Below are 15,491 nucleotides of genomic sequence, written 5' to 3' on the forward strand. Positions count from 1 at the left end.
AAAATGACAATTTTATGTCTATTAAGGTATGGCTCGAGCTACGGGCTATCATCTTGGCAGCAGTAGAGGGCGTCGCTTGTCCTAGTGTATACCCCATAAAAACAAAAAGTCGCTGCAAGCAGCGACTTTTTTACTTCAGTAAGAACTATTACTTCAGAACAGGTTGTTTTGTTGTGGTAGTCACGATAGCTTCGATGCGACGGTTCGCAGCGTGAGCTTCTTTTGAATCACCAGCAACCAATGGCTGAGTAACACCGTAACCGTTAGAAGTTACGCGGCTTCCGCTGATACCATATTTCTCTACAAGAATCTTGGCAACGGCGTCAGCACGTTTGTCAGACAATTCCATGTTGTATTCTGGTTTACCTACATTTGAGGCGTGACCTGCGATTTCAACAGTGAAAGCTGGATTTTTGTTCAAGTAGTTAGCTAATCTTTCGATGTCTTTGTAGTAAACATTTTTAACTACAGCAGAATCGTTAGCAAACTGGATTGAACCTACGTCTTCTTTGTTCTTCACGTTTTCATAGATAGTACAGCCAACAGAGTCAACTTTGTGAGTTGCTGGTGTTGCTGGACATTGATCTTTGTCGTCATAAACGCCATCGTTGTCAGAATCAACAGGTGCTGCGGCAACGACTGCAGCGGCAACTGGAGCTACAACAGCAGCAGAACCGAAGCGGTAGCTTAATTCTAAGCCCCAATAGTTGCTATCTGCATTGACTGGAACTAAGCCATTTGTATTGTCATCTAAGCCTTCATAACGGCGGTATTTAGCTTGTAACTTCAAGTTATCAGTGAAGTTATAGCCAACGCCTGCACCCAAGTATGGAGCAAAGTCAGAATCACTGTAAGAAGTGGATTGGTTATTGAAGTTTTGGCTGTTTTCAAGGCTATAGTACATCACACCGGCTTCAGCTGATAAGCTCCAACGGTTAGCCAAAGGCCAAATACCCACTAAGCCTAATGTTGAACCTTTAACGCTGACATCATTACTGATACCTGCTTCAGTCCAATCTGCATTACCTAAATCACGGAAGCCGATTTCAGCACCGAAGTAATCGTTGAACATGTAGCCTGCGAAAACATCCCAAGCGTATGGACTGTCTTCACCGTTCTGAGTGGCAACGTGCTCATAGTTATTAACGCCTAAACCGGCACCAACATACCAAGGTGTAAGTTCCTGAGATGCGCTGGCTGCGAGTGGAAGCAGAGATGTCAGTAATACTACTTTTAATGTGTTCTTCATCATTTTATTTACGTCCATTGATTATGATTCTCCACCAATATGCTTTGCTGGTTTTGTGCAAAACATTGCTAGCACTTAGTGTGGGGATCCTTTGATATTTTAGCCAGCGGTTAATTATCACTTGGTTTGTTAACTTTTTCCAGTATTAAGATCAACCTTTTAAAGGTTGCCATTCTGTAACTGGTATTTTTAATGCAAAAAAGGCACTCCGAAGAATGCCTTTAAATTACAATCTAATGTTAACTAGATGTTTCTATTAGCGTGTCCATACCCAATTTTCGATTTCTACTGGGTCTACACCATTCGCTTTAATATAGTTGCGGTGGTCAACTAATCTTTGCAGCATATCAGTGGTAATAGAGACGTGCATAGTTTCATCAATAACGCCCTGTTGGAACAGCTTGTAAGCCATATCAATTACAAGGTGATAGCGAGATGTACCGTTACGAACACCCATATCAAATGGCGTTGTTGTTGAACCTTCTTCTTCGTAGCCTTTAATTCTGAAGCGACGGCTGCCTTTGTAATCAAAAATTAACTTTTTGATTGTATTTGGGTAACCATGGTAGTTGAATACCACACCTTTATCTTGAGTAAATATTTCGTCCATTAACCAAGGTTTTTCTTTAAATTTACGGCTACCTAAGCCATCACTGCTTAATTCAGTGACACTAACGAAGCGGATTTTCACTCTTGGAAGGAGTTCTCTGATTAATACTAGAGAAGCCATACATTCTTGAGTGACATAATCACCACAACCTGCCAGCACAATATCGGGATTCTCATCTGAGGCAAAATCCCACACCATTACGCCGTCTTTTGTTTGTTTACGCGCTTCTTCCAAGCTTAGCCATTGTGGTAATTCTTTTTTACCTGCAACCAGAATATTGAGTTTGTCACGGTCAGCGAAGGCTCGCTCTGTATAAACCAATGTGCTGTTGGCATCTGCGGGTAAGTAAGCCGAGATTATTTTTGGATGTTTCTCCAGCATAGCCCCAAGGAAAGATGGGTTTTGATGTGAATAGCCATTATGATCTTGGCGCTCAAGTAATGAAGATAATACGACATTACAGGCTGGCAGTGGCTTACGGAAATGCACACCTTGGCTGGCGTAGACATATTTACAGTACTGATCGGCCATCGATGAGATAACTTGTGAGAATGCTTCGTAGGTGGGTAGCATGCCGTGGCGGCCTGTTACTGTGTAACCATGTAGCATGCCAAAAAGTAAGTTTTCAGAAAGCAGTTCAATGACTCGACCTTCACGGGACATATCTTCATCCCAACTCTCAATTGGCCACTGCCATGCACGATCGGTTTCTTCAAATACAGCTTGTAGTTGATTTGAATAGGTTTCGTCAGGGCTAAAAATACGTAGATTACGTTGGTCGCGGTTTAACTTGAATGCATCGCGCATCCATTCGCCCATTTTTAGCATTGAATAGCCACGTTGACCACGTGGTACTTCTGGGCCATAGCTGAGTTTTTCAAGATCTGGATTGGTTAATGCTCTAACAACTTCTCCGCCATAGGTTAAATGTTGACGGCCACAGGCAAGTTGTTTGGGTGGGATTAATGAACAAATGTCGGCATCAAAAATCAGTTCGCCTTTTTCATTCATTTGGTAGAGTTCTTGGAAGTCGTAACTGGCAAGCCAATTATCCAGCGCATCTAAATGACCCTTATCAGTGGCACATTTATTGACGATTACTTGATGCGATTCGCAGTTACCTTCTAATTTCTTGCCTTTATATTCACTGACACCAGTCCAACCTTTGGCTGTACGCATTAAAATGACGGGCCATTTTGGTTTAACTACGTCTTCGCCACTGCGTGCTCGACGTTGAATGTCATTGATCATGGTATAAGCGGTATCCATGGCATTTGTCATCTGCACATAGATATCTTCTTCTAATTCGTTATCAACTATGATGGGGAAATAGCCAAGACCACGGAATTCAAGATCCAGTTCTTCATGGCTCATACGTCCCATGCGGGTAGGACCGGAAATCTTATAGCCGTTAATATGCACAATTGGCAATACTGCACCGCTGGTCGCTGGTGAAACTAAGCGGTTTGCATACCACGATGCGGCTAATGGTCCCGTTTCTGCTTCGCCGTCACCAATTAAGACGGTTGCGATCAGATCTGGATTATCTAATACTGCCCCCCAGCCTACTGAGAGTGAGTAACCTAATTCGCCACCTTCAAGAATTTGTCCAGGTGCTTCAGGGTTTGCATGTGAAGGATAACCATAAGCGGCAGAAAACTTCTTACAAATATCTTCGATGCCAGTTTCATTGTAGGGAATAGTTTCTGGGTAGAAATGACTTAAAGAGCCTTCAATGAATAAGTTTGCTTGTACAGCGGGAAAACCATGGCCGGGACCGACTAAATAGATAAAAGAGCGGTTATGCTTCACTATCAAGCGGTTAATGTTGGCATAGACAAAGTTAATACCTGGGCAGGTACCCCAATGGCCAAGTAAACGTGGCTTGATATCAGTATGGGCAAGTGGACGTTTATGTAAGACGTTTTGTTTGAGGTAAATTTGCGAGGTCGCAAGAAAGTTTGTCGCTCTGACGTACTTTTTCAGAGCATTGATTTCATGTATTTGTGTCATGTTAAGCCTCACTAAAACAAACAAGAGATGATTGAAGTTTCTATGGGGTTACTATATTTGTAGTTTTATTACAAAAATGTGCCCTACATCCAAATTTTAAAAGTTGTTTTTGCTGTTAAAAATAATAGCGCAACTTAGACCTTTTGTTAATCTAGCTTTAACAGTAGCTTAGCTAGTGTTGTAAGACGTGATGTCGATGACGTTTAACTGTGCAAACGCGAGCTTGATCACATGAGCAATTTCGAATACTGTGCTATTTTGCTGCGTTGAATTCGGTAGCCGTGATGTTGTAAATTCACGGAAGGATAATTTGAAAAAATAAATCTACCGAAATTCTTACCTTTAACTTGGAAGGATTCATTCACCACAGATGTTGTACCTTTAATTGCAATTAGAGGAGCATTTGCTACGGGAAGAAGTAAAATAATATGTTAGAAACCATAGTTAATTTTTTGAATGCGCTACTTTGGGGTAAGTTGTTAGTATATGGACTAGTAGGAGCTGGTCTCTATTTCACCATTAGACTTGCCTTTATTCAGTTAACCCACTTTAAACATTCCATCAAAGTTATGACCATGAGTCGGCAAGGTTGCGATAGCGGTCTTTCTTCATTTCAAGTCTTTTGTACAAGTATGGCTGCCCGCGTCGGTGCTGGTAATATGGCCGGTGTTGCTGTTGCTATTGGTGCAGCGGGTCCAGGTGCAGTATTTTGGATGTGGCTTATCGCTATTTTAGGTATGGCGACTGCTATGGTTGAATCAACCTTAGCGCAGGTTTATAAAGTCCGAGATCATAATGGCCAGTTCCGCGGTGGTCCTTCCTACTACATGGAAAAAGGATTGGGTCAGAAATGGATGGGCATTTTATTTGCTGTCTTTTTGATCATTGCTTTTGGTTTAGTATTCAATGCAGTACAAGCTAACACGATTACCGGTGCCATGGAGCGAGTATTTGGTTTTAATCCAACCTATGTAGGGATTGGGCTAGTGATTGCCAGTGGATTTGTGATTGTCGGTGGTCTACGTAAAGTCGCGCGAGTATCTGAATTTCTTGTCCCCATTATGGCTTTAGCCTACATTCTTGTAGCCTTCATTATCGTTATTTTCAACCTAGAACAATTACCTGCGATTATTAGCTTAATTGTGAAAAGTGCTTTTGGTTGGCAAGAGGCTGCCGCTGGCGGCGTGGCTTATACTGTCGCGCAGGCAATGCAAGCGGGTATTGCTCGCGGACTTTTCTCGAACGAAGCGGGCATGGGCAGTGCGGCGAATGTTGCGGCAAGTGCATCGCCTAACCCTAATCATCCAGCATCCCAAGGTTTTGTGCAGATGATGGGCGTGTTTGCGGATACTATCGTTATCTGTACTGCAACGGCTGCGATAATTCTGCTATCAGGGGATATTGGCTCGAGTGATGATGGGATTCGATTAACCATTAATGCCATGTCTGCACATGTTGGCGACTGGGGTGGCGCATTTATTGCGGTGGCTATTTTCTTATTCTGCTTTACATCCATCATAGCCAATTACTCATACGCTGAAACAAATGTGATGTATTTAATGGGAAATAGTACCAAAGCACTGCCCTTATTCCGTTTGTGTGTGCTTGGCATGGTCATGTTTGGTGCCGTCGCTAAGATAAGTTTAGTGTGGAACTTGGCTGACGTTTCGATGGGGTTGATGGCGACGGTAAACATTGTTGCTCTATTATTATTATCGGGTTTGGCAATTCGCGTTATTAATGATTATCGCGAACAGATCAAAGCGGGTAAGACTCCAGAATTCGATCGTAGTAAATTTCCTGAGTTGATGGATCAGCTTGATGATGATATTTGGCAAGATACCAGTCTTGTGCCGGCTAAAAAGCTTTAATTAGCCTAGCGCATCGACAATAGGCATTACTGATTGTTGTAATCGAAAAGACCACGCTGTTAAAGCGTGGTTTTTTTATGCTCGTTCAGTATCATAGGCATATATTTTTGTTTCTGTTGGGAGTTTTTGATGTTGATATTGGTTTCGCCGGCGAAGACCTTAGATTTTGAACAGCCGCCACTGACGCAGGTGTATTCACAACCTGATTTTTTAACTTATAGTCAGGAGTTGATCCAAGTGTGTCGGCAATTGACCCCTACAGACATCGCCACTTTAATGAAAGTGAGCGATAAAATTGCGGGTTTAAATGCGGCACGTTTTGGGGAGTGGCGGCCAGATTTTAGTTTAGATAATGCAAAACAGGCCATTTTTGCTTTTAGAGGCGATGTGTATACTGGCTTTGATGCTGATACATTGTCTGAAGATGAAATTGCTCGAACTCAGTCACAACTACGTATTTTATCTGGACTTTACGGTTTGCTCAGACCGCTGGATTTAATTATGCCTTATCGTTTAGAAATGGGCACGGCACTTTCTAATCCTAAAGGTAAAAACCTATATGAGTTTTGGGGAGAGACGTTAACTCAAGCGGTAAATGAAACGCTTGCTGAAACGAGTAGTGATATTATTGTCAATCTTGCATCTAATGAATATTTCAAAGCAATAAAGCCTAAAAAACTTCAAGGGCAATTAATTTCACCCATATTTAAAGATTGTAAAAATGGTCAATATAAAGTGATCAGTTTTTTTGCTAAGCGTGCTAGAGGCATGATGGCGAGATATCTCATTACGCATCAAATTAACACTTTAGATGAATTAAAAGCATTTAATGTTGCTGGTTATTATTATAGTGAAGAGCAGAGTTCCCCAACAAATCCAACATTTTTACGTGAAGAGCAATAGCGCAATATCGATAAGATGTTAATTGATAGAGAACAGCTAATGCTGTTCTCTATATCATTGATGGCCTATTTTTCAGATTGGGTGGCTAAAGGCGTTAATGTCACCGTTGAATTTGCCATGATATAAGCAAATTGTGCGTAGGCGGCGACGTTTTGAGCCAATGCGGCAGGGTCGATTTTATCTAAGGTATCATTCGGTGTGTGATGGTAATCGAAATAATCGTGGCCATCTTGCCTCAAGGATGCAACTGGAACACCTAAGGCAGGGAGCATAGACACGTCTGGCCCGCCAGAAGCTTGGTTATTGCCCAGTGCAACGCCATTGAATGACATAGGGCTGAGCGCTTGCTGTACTTCGGTGAATATGTTCTCATTCACTTTAGTATCGATTTGATAAATTCTGCCGGCCCCAAAATCAGACTCTGCAGCTATGTAGTGCAGCGGTAATTCCGCTTTATGAGCCTCTGCATACGCTTTACCACCAACGAGCCCAACTTCTTCAGCGGCATATAGAACGACTCTAACAGTGCGAGCGGGTTTTATGGGGAGATCTTGAATGTGCTTGGCTGCAGCCGTCACAATGGCGACACCAGCGCCATCATCAATCGCGCCAGTACCTTCATCCCAGGAATCTAAATGAGCACCAATGAGCACTATTTCATTGGGCTTACTATTGCCCGTTACTTCGGCAATGACATTGTAAGAAGTATTAAAACCTAAGTTTTTTGGCGACATATGCAATTCGAGCAGGGCATTAGGATCGCGTTTTAGCAATGCACCAACCAAATCAGCATCGGGATTTGACATGGCAGCCGCGGGGATCTTAGGCACGCCATCTTGGTAGCGCATGATGCCAGTATGGGCCATGCGGTCATGATCTGTGCCAATAGAGCGGATCACGATAGCAACTGCGCCTTTTTGTGCTGCAGCGACTGCCCCTTTCGAGCGGCCACCAACGCTTTTACCATAACCTTCACCAGTGATATGGCGCTCTGTTTTTTGGTCAATAAAAACAATCTTACCTTGCACCTCTTCAGGCTTGGCTTGTTGTAATGCCTCTAGGCTATCAAAGCGCGCGATTTTAGCTTGTATACCTCCAGCAGGAGTCGCAATACTGCCACCAAGCGCAGTAATGACCAACGGCTGTTCTACAGGGACGGTGATTTTGGCTTTGGCTTCACCGCGCTCCCAAATTGGCACTTGTACGGTTTCTTTATAAACACGGTCAAAACCAAGGCTGGTCAGTTTATTTATCGCCCAGTTAACGGCGAGGATATCCTTTGGACTACCTGCAAGTCTTGGACCCACTTCAACCGTGAGTGATTCGACTAAGTCATAGCTTAATTGCGAAGATAATGCTGCCTGTTGTAATTGAATGACTTCACTAGGGGCAGTTTCTACTTGAGTTTGGCACGCACTTAAACTCCCGATTAAAAGACTCGAGAGAAGTGTAGTTTGATAGGGCTTCATTAGATTTCCTTTATTTTTATTAAGCATGTCCCATTTTTAAAAACAATCTAGCAAAAAGTGTGCTTTATGTCCCGACTATATCCGTAAGGCGACGCTATATTAGCGCAGGGGTTAGTTTTAGGAGAGAAAGTGCGTAATGAATATTGAATTAATGCAGGAGCGAGCCGATCATGCCGTAGTGCTATTAAAGGCACTCGCGAACGAACGCCGTTTATTTATTCTTTGTTATTTATTGAATGAAGGAGAAATGTGCGTTGGCGAAATGAATAAAAAATTAGGCTTAAGTCAATCGGCACTATCACAACACCTTGCTTGGTTACGCAAAGATAATTTAGTAACCACACGCAAAGAAGCGCAAACGGTATTTTATTCACTCAAGAGTGATGAAGTACGGGAGATGATTCACTTATTGAACAACATTTATTGTCATTAATAGTGTTTTTCAGATATAAAAAAACCGGCAATTGCCGGTTTTTTTCATTTGCTATTTTATAGATTAAGCAGCGATTGCTTTGATCTTAGCGTTCAAACGTGCCTTTTGACGAGCGGCTTTATTCTTGTGAATAAGACCTTTAGTCGCCATACGGTCAACGATTGGTTGTGCAACAGCAAAAGCTTCTGTTGCTGTTTTGTGATCGCCTGCTTTAATTGCAGCGATTACTTTTTTAACGTATGTACGTAACATTGAGCGACGGCTGGCGTTATGCTGACGACGCTTTTCAGATTGAAGCGCGCGCTTCTTTGCAGACTTGCTATTAGCCAAGGTGCAACTCCTAAAAACTGGATTTGATACTTTTAAAGGCCGAGGAATATGCCTGCATTTAGTCACTTTGTCAATGACTATGATTGAATATTCATCATAAAGATAAATTAATCCAACCTGCCTTGGCTATCTTCGACCCAACTCGTGTAATATGTGGCGCAATTCTAGCAGCTATTACCGCAGTGTGACAGAGCCTGAATCGATTTTTTGAGATGTATCACCTAATCAATTCGATATGGGTCTGGGGGACGTTTGAGTAGAAAATTATTAAAATCTGGCCTGATTGTTAGTGCTATGACATTGATATCCCGAGTTTTAGGTCTAGTTAGGGATGTGGTTGTTGCTAATTTGATGGGCGCAGGGACAAGTGCTGATGTGTTTTTCTTTGCAAATAAAATTCCTAATTTTTTACGCCGTTTGTTTGCTGAAGGGGCTTTTGCACAGGCGTTTGTACCTGTTTTAACTGAGTACCAAGAGAAACATACCGCAGAAGAGACTCGTGATTTATTGAGTAAAGTTGCGGGCACATTAGGTTTACTAGTGACAATAGTGACCCTTTTGGGGGTGGTTGCATCACCTGTGTTGTCAGCTTTATTCGGTGGTGGTTGGTTCATCGCTTGGCTTAACAACGAGCCAGATGGTGCTAAATTTGAACTCGCTACCGTTGTGCTTAAAATTACTTTTCCTTATCTGTGGTTTATCACATTTACGGCATTAGCGGGCTCAATTTTAAATACCCGAGGCCGTTTTGCGGTATCGGCTTTTACACCCGTATTTCTCAATGTGGCAATTATTGCGGCGGCTATTTTCTATGCGCCTACATCGACCCAGCCTGAGATTACCTTGGCTTGGGGCGTTTTTTGTGGTGGTTTGATTCAGTTCCTATTTCAAATTCCCTTTTTATTGCGTGAAAATGCGCTCGTCAAGCCTTCTTGGGGCTGGCATCACCCGGGCGTGGTGAAAATCAGAACTTTGATGATCCCAGCATTGTTTGGCGTGTCTGTCTCACAGATTAACCTACTATTTGATACATTTATCGCCAGTTTTTTGATGACGGGTTCAATAAGTTGGCTCTATTATGCTGACCGTTTACTCGAATTTCCCTTAGGATTGTTTGGGATCGCGATTGCTACTGTGATTTTACCTGCGCTGTCACGAAACCATGTGAATGACGAAGGTGCGGGCTTTGGCAAGACGATGGATTGGGGGATTAAAGCGGTTCTACTGCTAGGTCTACCGGCTATGATGGGGTTGATCGTGCTCGCAAAGCCCATGCTGATGGTATTATTTATGCGCGGCGCTTTTTCATTGCATGATGTTGAAATGGCTTCCTATAGTTTGATGGCTTATGGCAGTGGTTTGCTTAGCTTTATGCTGATTAAGGTGCTTGCTCCTGGCTATTACTCTCGTCAAGATACCAAAACACCTGTGCGTTATGGCATTATTGCCATGATCACAAATATGGTCTTTAACTTGCTGTTTGCTATCCCTTTTGGGTATGTTGGACTGGCGATTGCGACTTCGATGTCAGCATTGCTTAACGCCACATTACTATACCGAGGCTTGCATTTAGCTGGCGTTTATCGTGTTTCTAGGCCGACTATGGTGTTTTTTGCTAAAGCCGTGGTCTCGACAGTCTTGATGGTGGTAGTCTTGTATTACTTTTTGCCTTCACAACAAATTTGGTTAGATTGGCATTTGTTCGATCGTGCGAAAGCCTTGATAGGCTTAATTTTAGTTGGGGCAGTCAGTTACTTATTGTGTCTGCTTTTGCTCGGAATTCGTCCTTGGTCAATTAAACGGGGAGCTTGATTGCTGATTCTCATCGCTAGCTGTTATATAATCAGCCGATTTGCGCTTGGCAGTTGTCTAACGTTATGGAATTAATCCGCGGTATACATAACATTTTGTCATCCCACCACGGGTGTGTATTGACTATAGGTAATTTTGACGGCGTCCATCGTGGTCATGCACAAGTGATTGCGAACTTAGTGCAGAAGGCGAAGCAGTTATCGCTGCCATCGACATTAATGACGTTTGAACCTCAGCCGCAAGAATTGTTTAGCGGCGACAACGCGCCGGCTCGTTTAAGTTTATTACGTGATAAAGTTATTTTACTCGATGAACTCGGGGTTGAGCGGTTAGTGTGTGTTAACTTTAATCGCACTTTTGCTAATCAACCTGCAGAGCATTTTATTGAAGAATTGTTGGTCCGCAAACTGGGTGTCAAATACCTCGTCGTCGGTGATGATTTTTGTTTTGGTCAAGGCCGTAAAGGCAATTTTGAAATGCTAGTGCAGGCGGGTATCCAATATGGATTTACTGTGGTCAGCACTCAAAGTTTTATGCTGGGCTCGCAAAGAGTGAGCTCGACTGCTGTGCGTGAACAATTGGCGAAGGGCAATCTTGAACAGGCGAGACGCCTATTAGGACACCCTTTTACCTTGAGTGGCCGTGTAGCGCATGGGCAAAAAATTGGCCGCACAATTGGTTTCCCCACCGCTAATATCGCCTTAAAGCGCAATGTTGTGCCGGTACGCGGTGTGTTTGCGGTTAAATGTTATTGGGATAACAGCGATATTTATGAGGGCGTCGCCAATATTGGGTTTCGCCCGACAGTGAACGGTCAAGTGTGTCAGCTTGAGGTGCATCTTTTTGATTTTGAAGGTGACATTTACGGCAAACATGTTGAAGTCGAGTTGGTAGCTAAACTCCGAGATGAGCAACCTTTTGACTCATTGGATGCGCTAAAAAAACAGATTTTAAATGATGCAAATGAAGCCAGAGCTTTATTTGGTAATGATGCAGGCTGAAATTTATCAGTTTAATTAACGGTATAGGATCAATGAGCGACTATAAATTTACTTTGAATTTGCCGGAAACAGAGTTTCCGATGCGTGGTAATTTGGCAAATCGCGAGCCAGAGATGTTAGAGCGCTGGACAAAAGACGGTTTGTATCAACAGATCCGTGATAGCCGAATTGGCCGTACTCCCTTCATTTTGCATGACGGCCCACCGTATGCGAATGGCAGTATTCATATTGGTCACTCAGTTAATAAAATCCTCAAGGATATTATTGTTAAGTCAAAAACTATGTCTGGTTTTGACGCACCTTATGTACCAGGTTGGGATTGCCATGGTTTGCCTATTGAGCTGAAAGTTGAGCAAAAAGTGGGTAAGCCAGGTCAAAAAATCACTGCAGCAGAATTCCGTGAAGAATGCCGTAAATACGCTGCAGAGCAAGTTAACGGCCAACGTGAAGACTTTATCCGTTTAGGTGTGTTGGGTGATTGGCAAAATCCGTACTTAACAATGGATTTTTCGACGGAAGCTAATATCGTTCGTTCTTTATCGAAAGTGATTGAGAGTGGTCACTTGCATAAAGGCGTCAAACCTGTGCATTGGTGTACCGACTGTGGTTCAGCGTTAGCCGAAGCCGAAGTCGAATATGAAGATAAGACATCACCCGCAATCGATGTGGCGTTTGTCGCCGCTGACAGTAAAGCCGTTGCGGTTAAGTTTGGGGTAAGCGATTACTCACATCCTGTCTCTATGGTAATTTGGACGACCACGCCATGGACGCTACCAGCGAACCGCGCCTTGTCTTTGAGTCCTGAACTGGATTACAGCTTAGTCGAATTCGAAAAAGACGGTGTGACGCAAGCGCTTATTTTAGCTGAAGTCTTGGTTGAATCTTGCCTGACTCGCTATAACATCGAAAGCCATACAGTGCTTGGTACAACCAAAGGCGCTGCGCTTGAGCTTGTCCGCTTTAATCACCCGTTCTTGGATTTTGATGTGCCTGCAATTTTAGGCGATCATGTTACTACTGATGCGGGTACTGGTATCGTTCATACTGCCCCTGGTCACGGTCAAGACGACTTTGTTGTTGGGCAAAAGTACGGCTTAGAAGTCGCAAACCCTGTTGGCGACAACGGTGTATACAAGCCTGATACTGAGTATTTTGCTGGGCAACATGTTTTTAAAGCTAACGATAACGTCGTAGCTTTACTGAGAGAAAAAGGTGCCTTGCTGAATCACGTGGCTTACCGTCACAGCTACCCACATTGCTGGCGCCACAAAACACCAATTATATTCCGCGCGACACCGCAGTGGTTCATCTCTATGGATAACCACGGCCTACGTACGCAAGCATTGAAAGAAATCGAACAAACCCAATGGATCCCTGATTGGGGCCAAAGTCGTATCGAAAAAATGGTTGAAAACCGCCCTGACTGGTGTATCTCACGCCAACGTACTTGGGGTGTGCCTATCACGCTGTTTGTGAACCGAGAAACCGAAGAGTTGCACCCTGATAGCGTGTCGTTAATGGAACGCGTGGCGAATCGTATCGAACAGCAGGGTATTCAAGCTTGGTGGGATCTTGATGCCGCAGAATTGCTGGGTGATGAAGCGGAACAATACCGTAAAGTCACTGATACTTTGGACGTTTGGTATGACTCAGGTTCAACCTTCTCATCAGTGGTAGCCGCACGTCCTGAATTCCACGGACACGGGGTTGACTTGTATCTTGAAGGTAGCGATCAACATCGCGGTTGGTTTATGTCATCTTTGATGATTTCAACCGCAATGAATGGCAAAGCACCGTATAAGCAAGTACTTACCCACGGTTTTACCGTCGATGGTAAAGGCCGTAAGATGTCAAAATCTATTGGTAACGTGATTGCACCACAAACGGTAACCAACAAATTAGGCGCCGACATTCTGCGTTTATGGGTTGCGGCAACAGATTACAGCGGTGAGATGACGGTTTCTGACGAAATCTTAAATCGCAGCGCCGATGCCTATCGTCGTATTCGCAACACTGCGCGTTTCTTATTAGCCAACTTAAACGGTTTCGAGCCCGCTAAGGATTTAGTGGCCGTTGAAGATATGGTGGCGTTAGATCGTTGGGTTGTTCGCCGTGCCGCTGCGCTACAACAGGAAATCATCGAAGCCTATGATCAATATAACTTCCATATAGTGACTCAAAAACTGATGCAGTTCTGCTCGGTTGAGTTAGGCAGTTTCTATCTGGACATCATTAAAGATCGCCAATATACGGCTAAGCAAGAAGGCCATGCACGCCGTAGTTGTCAATCGGCGCTGTATCTGATCTCTGAGGCCATGGTGCGTTGGATTGCGCCAATTCTAAGCTTCACTGCTGACGAAGTATGGCAATTACTGCCTGGCGAGCGTGATGCTTATGTCTTTACCCAAGAGTGGTATCAAGGCTTGAAATCAGTCACCTTAGCGACTGATTTGAGTGATGACTATTGGCAGCAGTTGCTAACCGTGCGTAATGAAGTCAACAAAGTGATTGAACAAGCTCGCCGCGACAAACGTATCGGTGGCTCATTAGAAGCTGAAGTGACCTTGTTTGCGGATGCTACCTTGACTGAGCAATTAACCCATATCGGCGATGAGCTGAGATTTGTGTTGTTGACCTCTGAAGCCAAAGTATTGCCTTTAGCCGATGCGACATTGGAAGCGGTTGAGACTGAGTTGGCATCACTGAAATTAGTGGTTGCTTCAAGCACTGCCGAGAAGTGTGAGCGTTGTTGGCACCACAGAGAAGAGGTTGGCACTATTGAGGCTCACCCGACACTTTGTACTCGCTGCGTAACCAATATTGAAGGTGACGGCGAAGTTCGTCAGTTTGCGTAAAGGATCTGTATGCCATTAACTTGGAAAGACAGTGGCTTACGTTGGTATTGGGTAGCTGTATTGGTGTTTTTAGCCGATCAGCTATCTAAGCAATGGGTCTTAGCCAATTTTGATTTGTATGAATCAGTGAAATTATTGCCCTTCTTTAATTTCACTTATGTACGTAACTATGGTGCAGCTTTTAGTTTTTTAAGTGAAGCCGGAGGTTGGCAGCGCTGGCTGTTTACGATTGTTGCGATTGGATTCAGTACGTTATTGACTGTGTGGTTGCGTAAGCAATCGTCTTCTTTATGGAAACTGAATCTAGCTTACACCTTAGTGATTGGTGGTGCTTTAGGTAATTTAGTCGATCGATTGATGCATGGTTTCGTGGTTGATTTTATCGATTTCTTCTGGAATAAGAGCCATTATCCAGCATTCAATATTGCCGACGCTGCCATTTGCGTCGGTGCAGTGCTGATTATTTGGGATGCATTTGTCAGCGGAAAGTCTGAAGCTGATAGCGCTGAAGGGGTTAAAAAGTGACTGTGACACGTTCATTATTATGCCACATGAACATTGTGCTTGCTGATGGCTCAACTGCCGATAGCACTAAAGCCTCGGGTAAACCGGCTCGATTAAATGTGGGTGATGGTACTTTAAGTCCTGCATTTGAGGCGCAGCTGGTGACGCTTGCTGAAGGTGATAAGCACAGTTTCACGCTTGAAGCGATTGATGCCTTTGGCGAGTCCAATCCTGATGCTATCCATTATCTAGACAGAAGCCGTTTTCCGGCTGACATGAGTTTAGAGGCTGGCGTGATTGTGAGTTTTGCTGGCCCTGGTGGTAGTGAGATCCCAGGTATTGTCCGTGATGTTGCGGGTGATTCCATCACAGTCGATCTTAATCATCCTCTGGCAGGACACAAGATCACTTTTGAACTGGACGTAGTAAAGGTATTTTAAG

At 43.7% G+C, this 15,491-nt stretch carries 12 protein-coding genes; 8 read left to right on the plus strand and 4 right to left on the minus strand.

From position 1 onward, the window contains the following. Positions 1-148: 148 nt before the first annotated feature. Entirely contained in the window at positions 149-1,267 is a 1,119-nt protein-coding gene (locus L5L97_RS00120) for an OmpA family protein (protein WP_263180753.1), read from the minus strand. Between the two features lie 238 nt (positions 1,268-1,505). Beyond that, positions 1,506-3,872, minus strand: a complete 2,367-nt coding sequence (locus L5L97_RS00125) for a phosphoketolase family protein (RefSeq protein WP_105249944.1) — start codon at positions 3,870-3,872, stop codon at positions 1,506-1,508. 428 nt (positions 3,873-4,300) lie between these two features. On the opposite strand from L5L97_RS00125, the gene L5L97_RS00130 reads away from it, so the two are divergent. Both L5L97_RS00130 and yaaA read left to right on the plus strand, forming a co-directional pair. Beyond that, positions 4,301-5,743, plus strand: a complete 1,443-nt coding sequence (locus L5L97_RS00130; RefSeq protein WP_028760928.1) for an alanine/glycine:cation symporter family protein — start codon at positions 4,301-4,303, stop codon at positions 5,741-5,743. 129 nt (positions 5,744-5,872) lie between these two features. Beyond that, entirely contained in the window at positions 5,873-6,646 is a 774-nt protein-coding gene (gene yaaA / locus L5L97_RS00135; protein WP_113941317.1) for a peroxide stress protein YaaA, read from the plus strand. A gap of 65 nt (positions 6,647-6,711) precedes the next feature. Here the strand turns inward: yaaA and L5L97_RS00140 are convergent, their stop codons facing one another. Next, complete coding sequence (locus tag L5L97_RS00140; RefSeq protein WP_173496299.1) at positions 6,712-8,115, minus strand: M28 family metallopeptidase; 1,404 nt, start codon at positions 8,113-8,115, stop codon at positions 6,712-6,714. A 136-nt stretch (positions 8,116-8,251) separates the two neighbouring features. Here L5L97_RS00140 and L5L97_RS00145 point away from each other — a divergent pair, with 136 nt between their 5' ends. Beyond that, the gene (locus tag L5L97_RS00145; protein WP_006084975.1) at positions 8,252-8,548 is read left to right on the plus strand and encodes an ArsR/SmtB family transcription factor; all 297 of its coding nucleotides are present in this window, start codon (positions 8,252-8,254) and stop codon (positions 8,546-8,548) included. Positions 8,549-8,611: 63 nt separating this feature from the next. Here the strand turns inward: L5L97_RS00145 and rpsT are convergent, their stop codons facing one another. Next, positions 8,612-8,878 carry a 30S ribosomal protein S20 gene (gene rpsT, locus L5L97_RS00150; RefSeq protein ID WP_011790375.1) on the minus strand — a complete coding sequence of 89 codons (267 nt, stop codon included), beginning with the start codon at positions 8,876-8,878 and terminating at the stop codon, positions 8,612-8,614. Positions 8,879-9,130: 252 nt separating this feature from the next. Between rpsT and murJ the strand changes: the two genes are divergently transcribed. From murJ to fkpB, 5 genes are all read left to right on the plus strand, one after another. Beyond that, positions 9,131-10,690, plus strand: a complete 1,560-nt coding sequence (gene murJ / locus L5L97_RS00155) for a murein biosynthesis integral membrane protein MurJ (RefSeq protein WP_028760925.1) — start codon at positions 9,131-9,133, stop codon at positions 10,688-10,690. Between the two features lie 65 nt (positions 10,691-10,755). Then, positions 10,756-11,691: a bifunctional riboflavin kinase/FAD synthetase gene (gene ribF / locus L5L97_RS00160; RefSeq protein WP_105249940.1), complete on the plus strand. Its 936-nt coding sequence runs from the start codon at positions 10,756-10,758 to the stop codon at positions 11,689-11,691. Positions 11,692-11,723: 32 nt separating this feature from the next. Continuing rightward, a complete protein-coding gene (gene ileS, locus L5L97_RS00165) occupies positions 11,724-14,546 on the plus strand; it encodes an isoleucine--tRNA ligase (protein ID WP_263180754.1) in 2,823 nt (940 codons plus the stop codon). A 9-nt stretch (positions 14,547-14,555) separates the two neighbouring features. Further along, positions 14,556-15,071 carry a signal peptidase II gene (gene lspA / locus L5L97_RS00170; RefSeq protein WP_173246249.1) on the plus strand — a complete coding sequence of 172 codons (516 nt, stop codon included), beginning with the start codon at positions 14,556-14,558 and terminating at the stop codon, positions 15,069-15,071. Beyond that, complete coding sequence (fkpB, locus tag L5L97_RS00175) at positions 15,068-15,490, plus strand: FKBP-type peptidyl-prolyl cis-trans isomerase (protein WP_028760921.1); 423 nt, start codon at positions 15,068-15,070, stop codon at positions 15,488-15,490. Before lspA ends, fkpB begins: the two co-directional genes overlap by 4 nt. Position 15,491 lies beyond the last annotated feature (1 nt).

It is taken from the genome of Shewanella sp. SM71 (assembly GCF_025653905.1).
Classification (GTDB): Bacteria; Pseudomonadota; Gammaproteobacteria; order Enterobacterales; family Shewanellaceae; genus Shewanella; species Shewanella oncorhynchi.

Excerpts from the sequence above, each read along its gene's own strand:
- L5L97_RS00120 (WP_263180753.1), bottom strand. The coding sequence starts at position 1,267 with ATGGACGTAAATAAAATGATGAAGAACACATTAAAAGTAGTATTACTG.
- L5L97_RS00125 (WP_105249944.1), bottom strand. The coding sequence starts at position 3,872 with ATGACACAAATACATGAAATCAATGCTCTGAAAAAGTACGTCAGAGCG.
- L5L97_RS00130 (WP_028760928.1), top strand. The coding sequence starts at position 4,301 with ATGTTAGAAACCATAGTTAATTTTTTGAATGCGCTACTTTGGGGTAAG.
- yaaA (WP_113941317.1), top strand. The coding sequence starts at position 5,873 with ATGTTGATATTGGTTTCGCCGGCGAAGACCTTAGATTTTGAACAGCCG.
- L5L97_RS00140 (WP_173496299.1), bottom strand. The coding sequence starts at position 8,115 with ATGAAGCCCTATCAAACTACACTTCTCTCGAGTCTTTTAATCGGGAGT.
- L5L97_RS00145 (WP_006084975.1), top strand. The coding sequence starts at position 8,252 with ATGAATATTGAATTAATGCAGGAGCGAGCCGATCATGCCGTAGTGCTA.
- ribF (WP_105249940.1), top strand. The coding sequence starts at position 10,756 with ATGGAATTAATCCGCGGTATACATAACATTTTGTCATCCCACCACGGG.
- ileS (WP_263180754.1), top strand. The coding sequence starts at position 11,724 with ATGAGCGACTATAAATTTACTTTGAATTTGCCGGAAACAGAGTTTCCG.
- lspA (WP_173246249.1), top strand. The coding sequence starts at position 14,556 with ATGCCATTAACTTGGAAAGACAGTGGCTTACGTTGGTATTGGGTAGCT.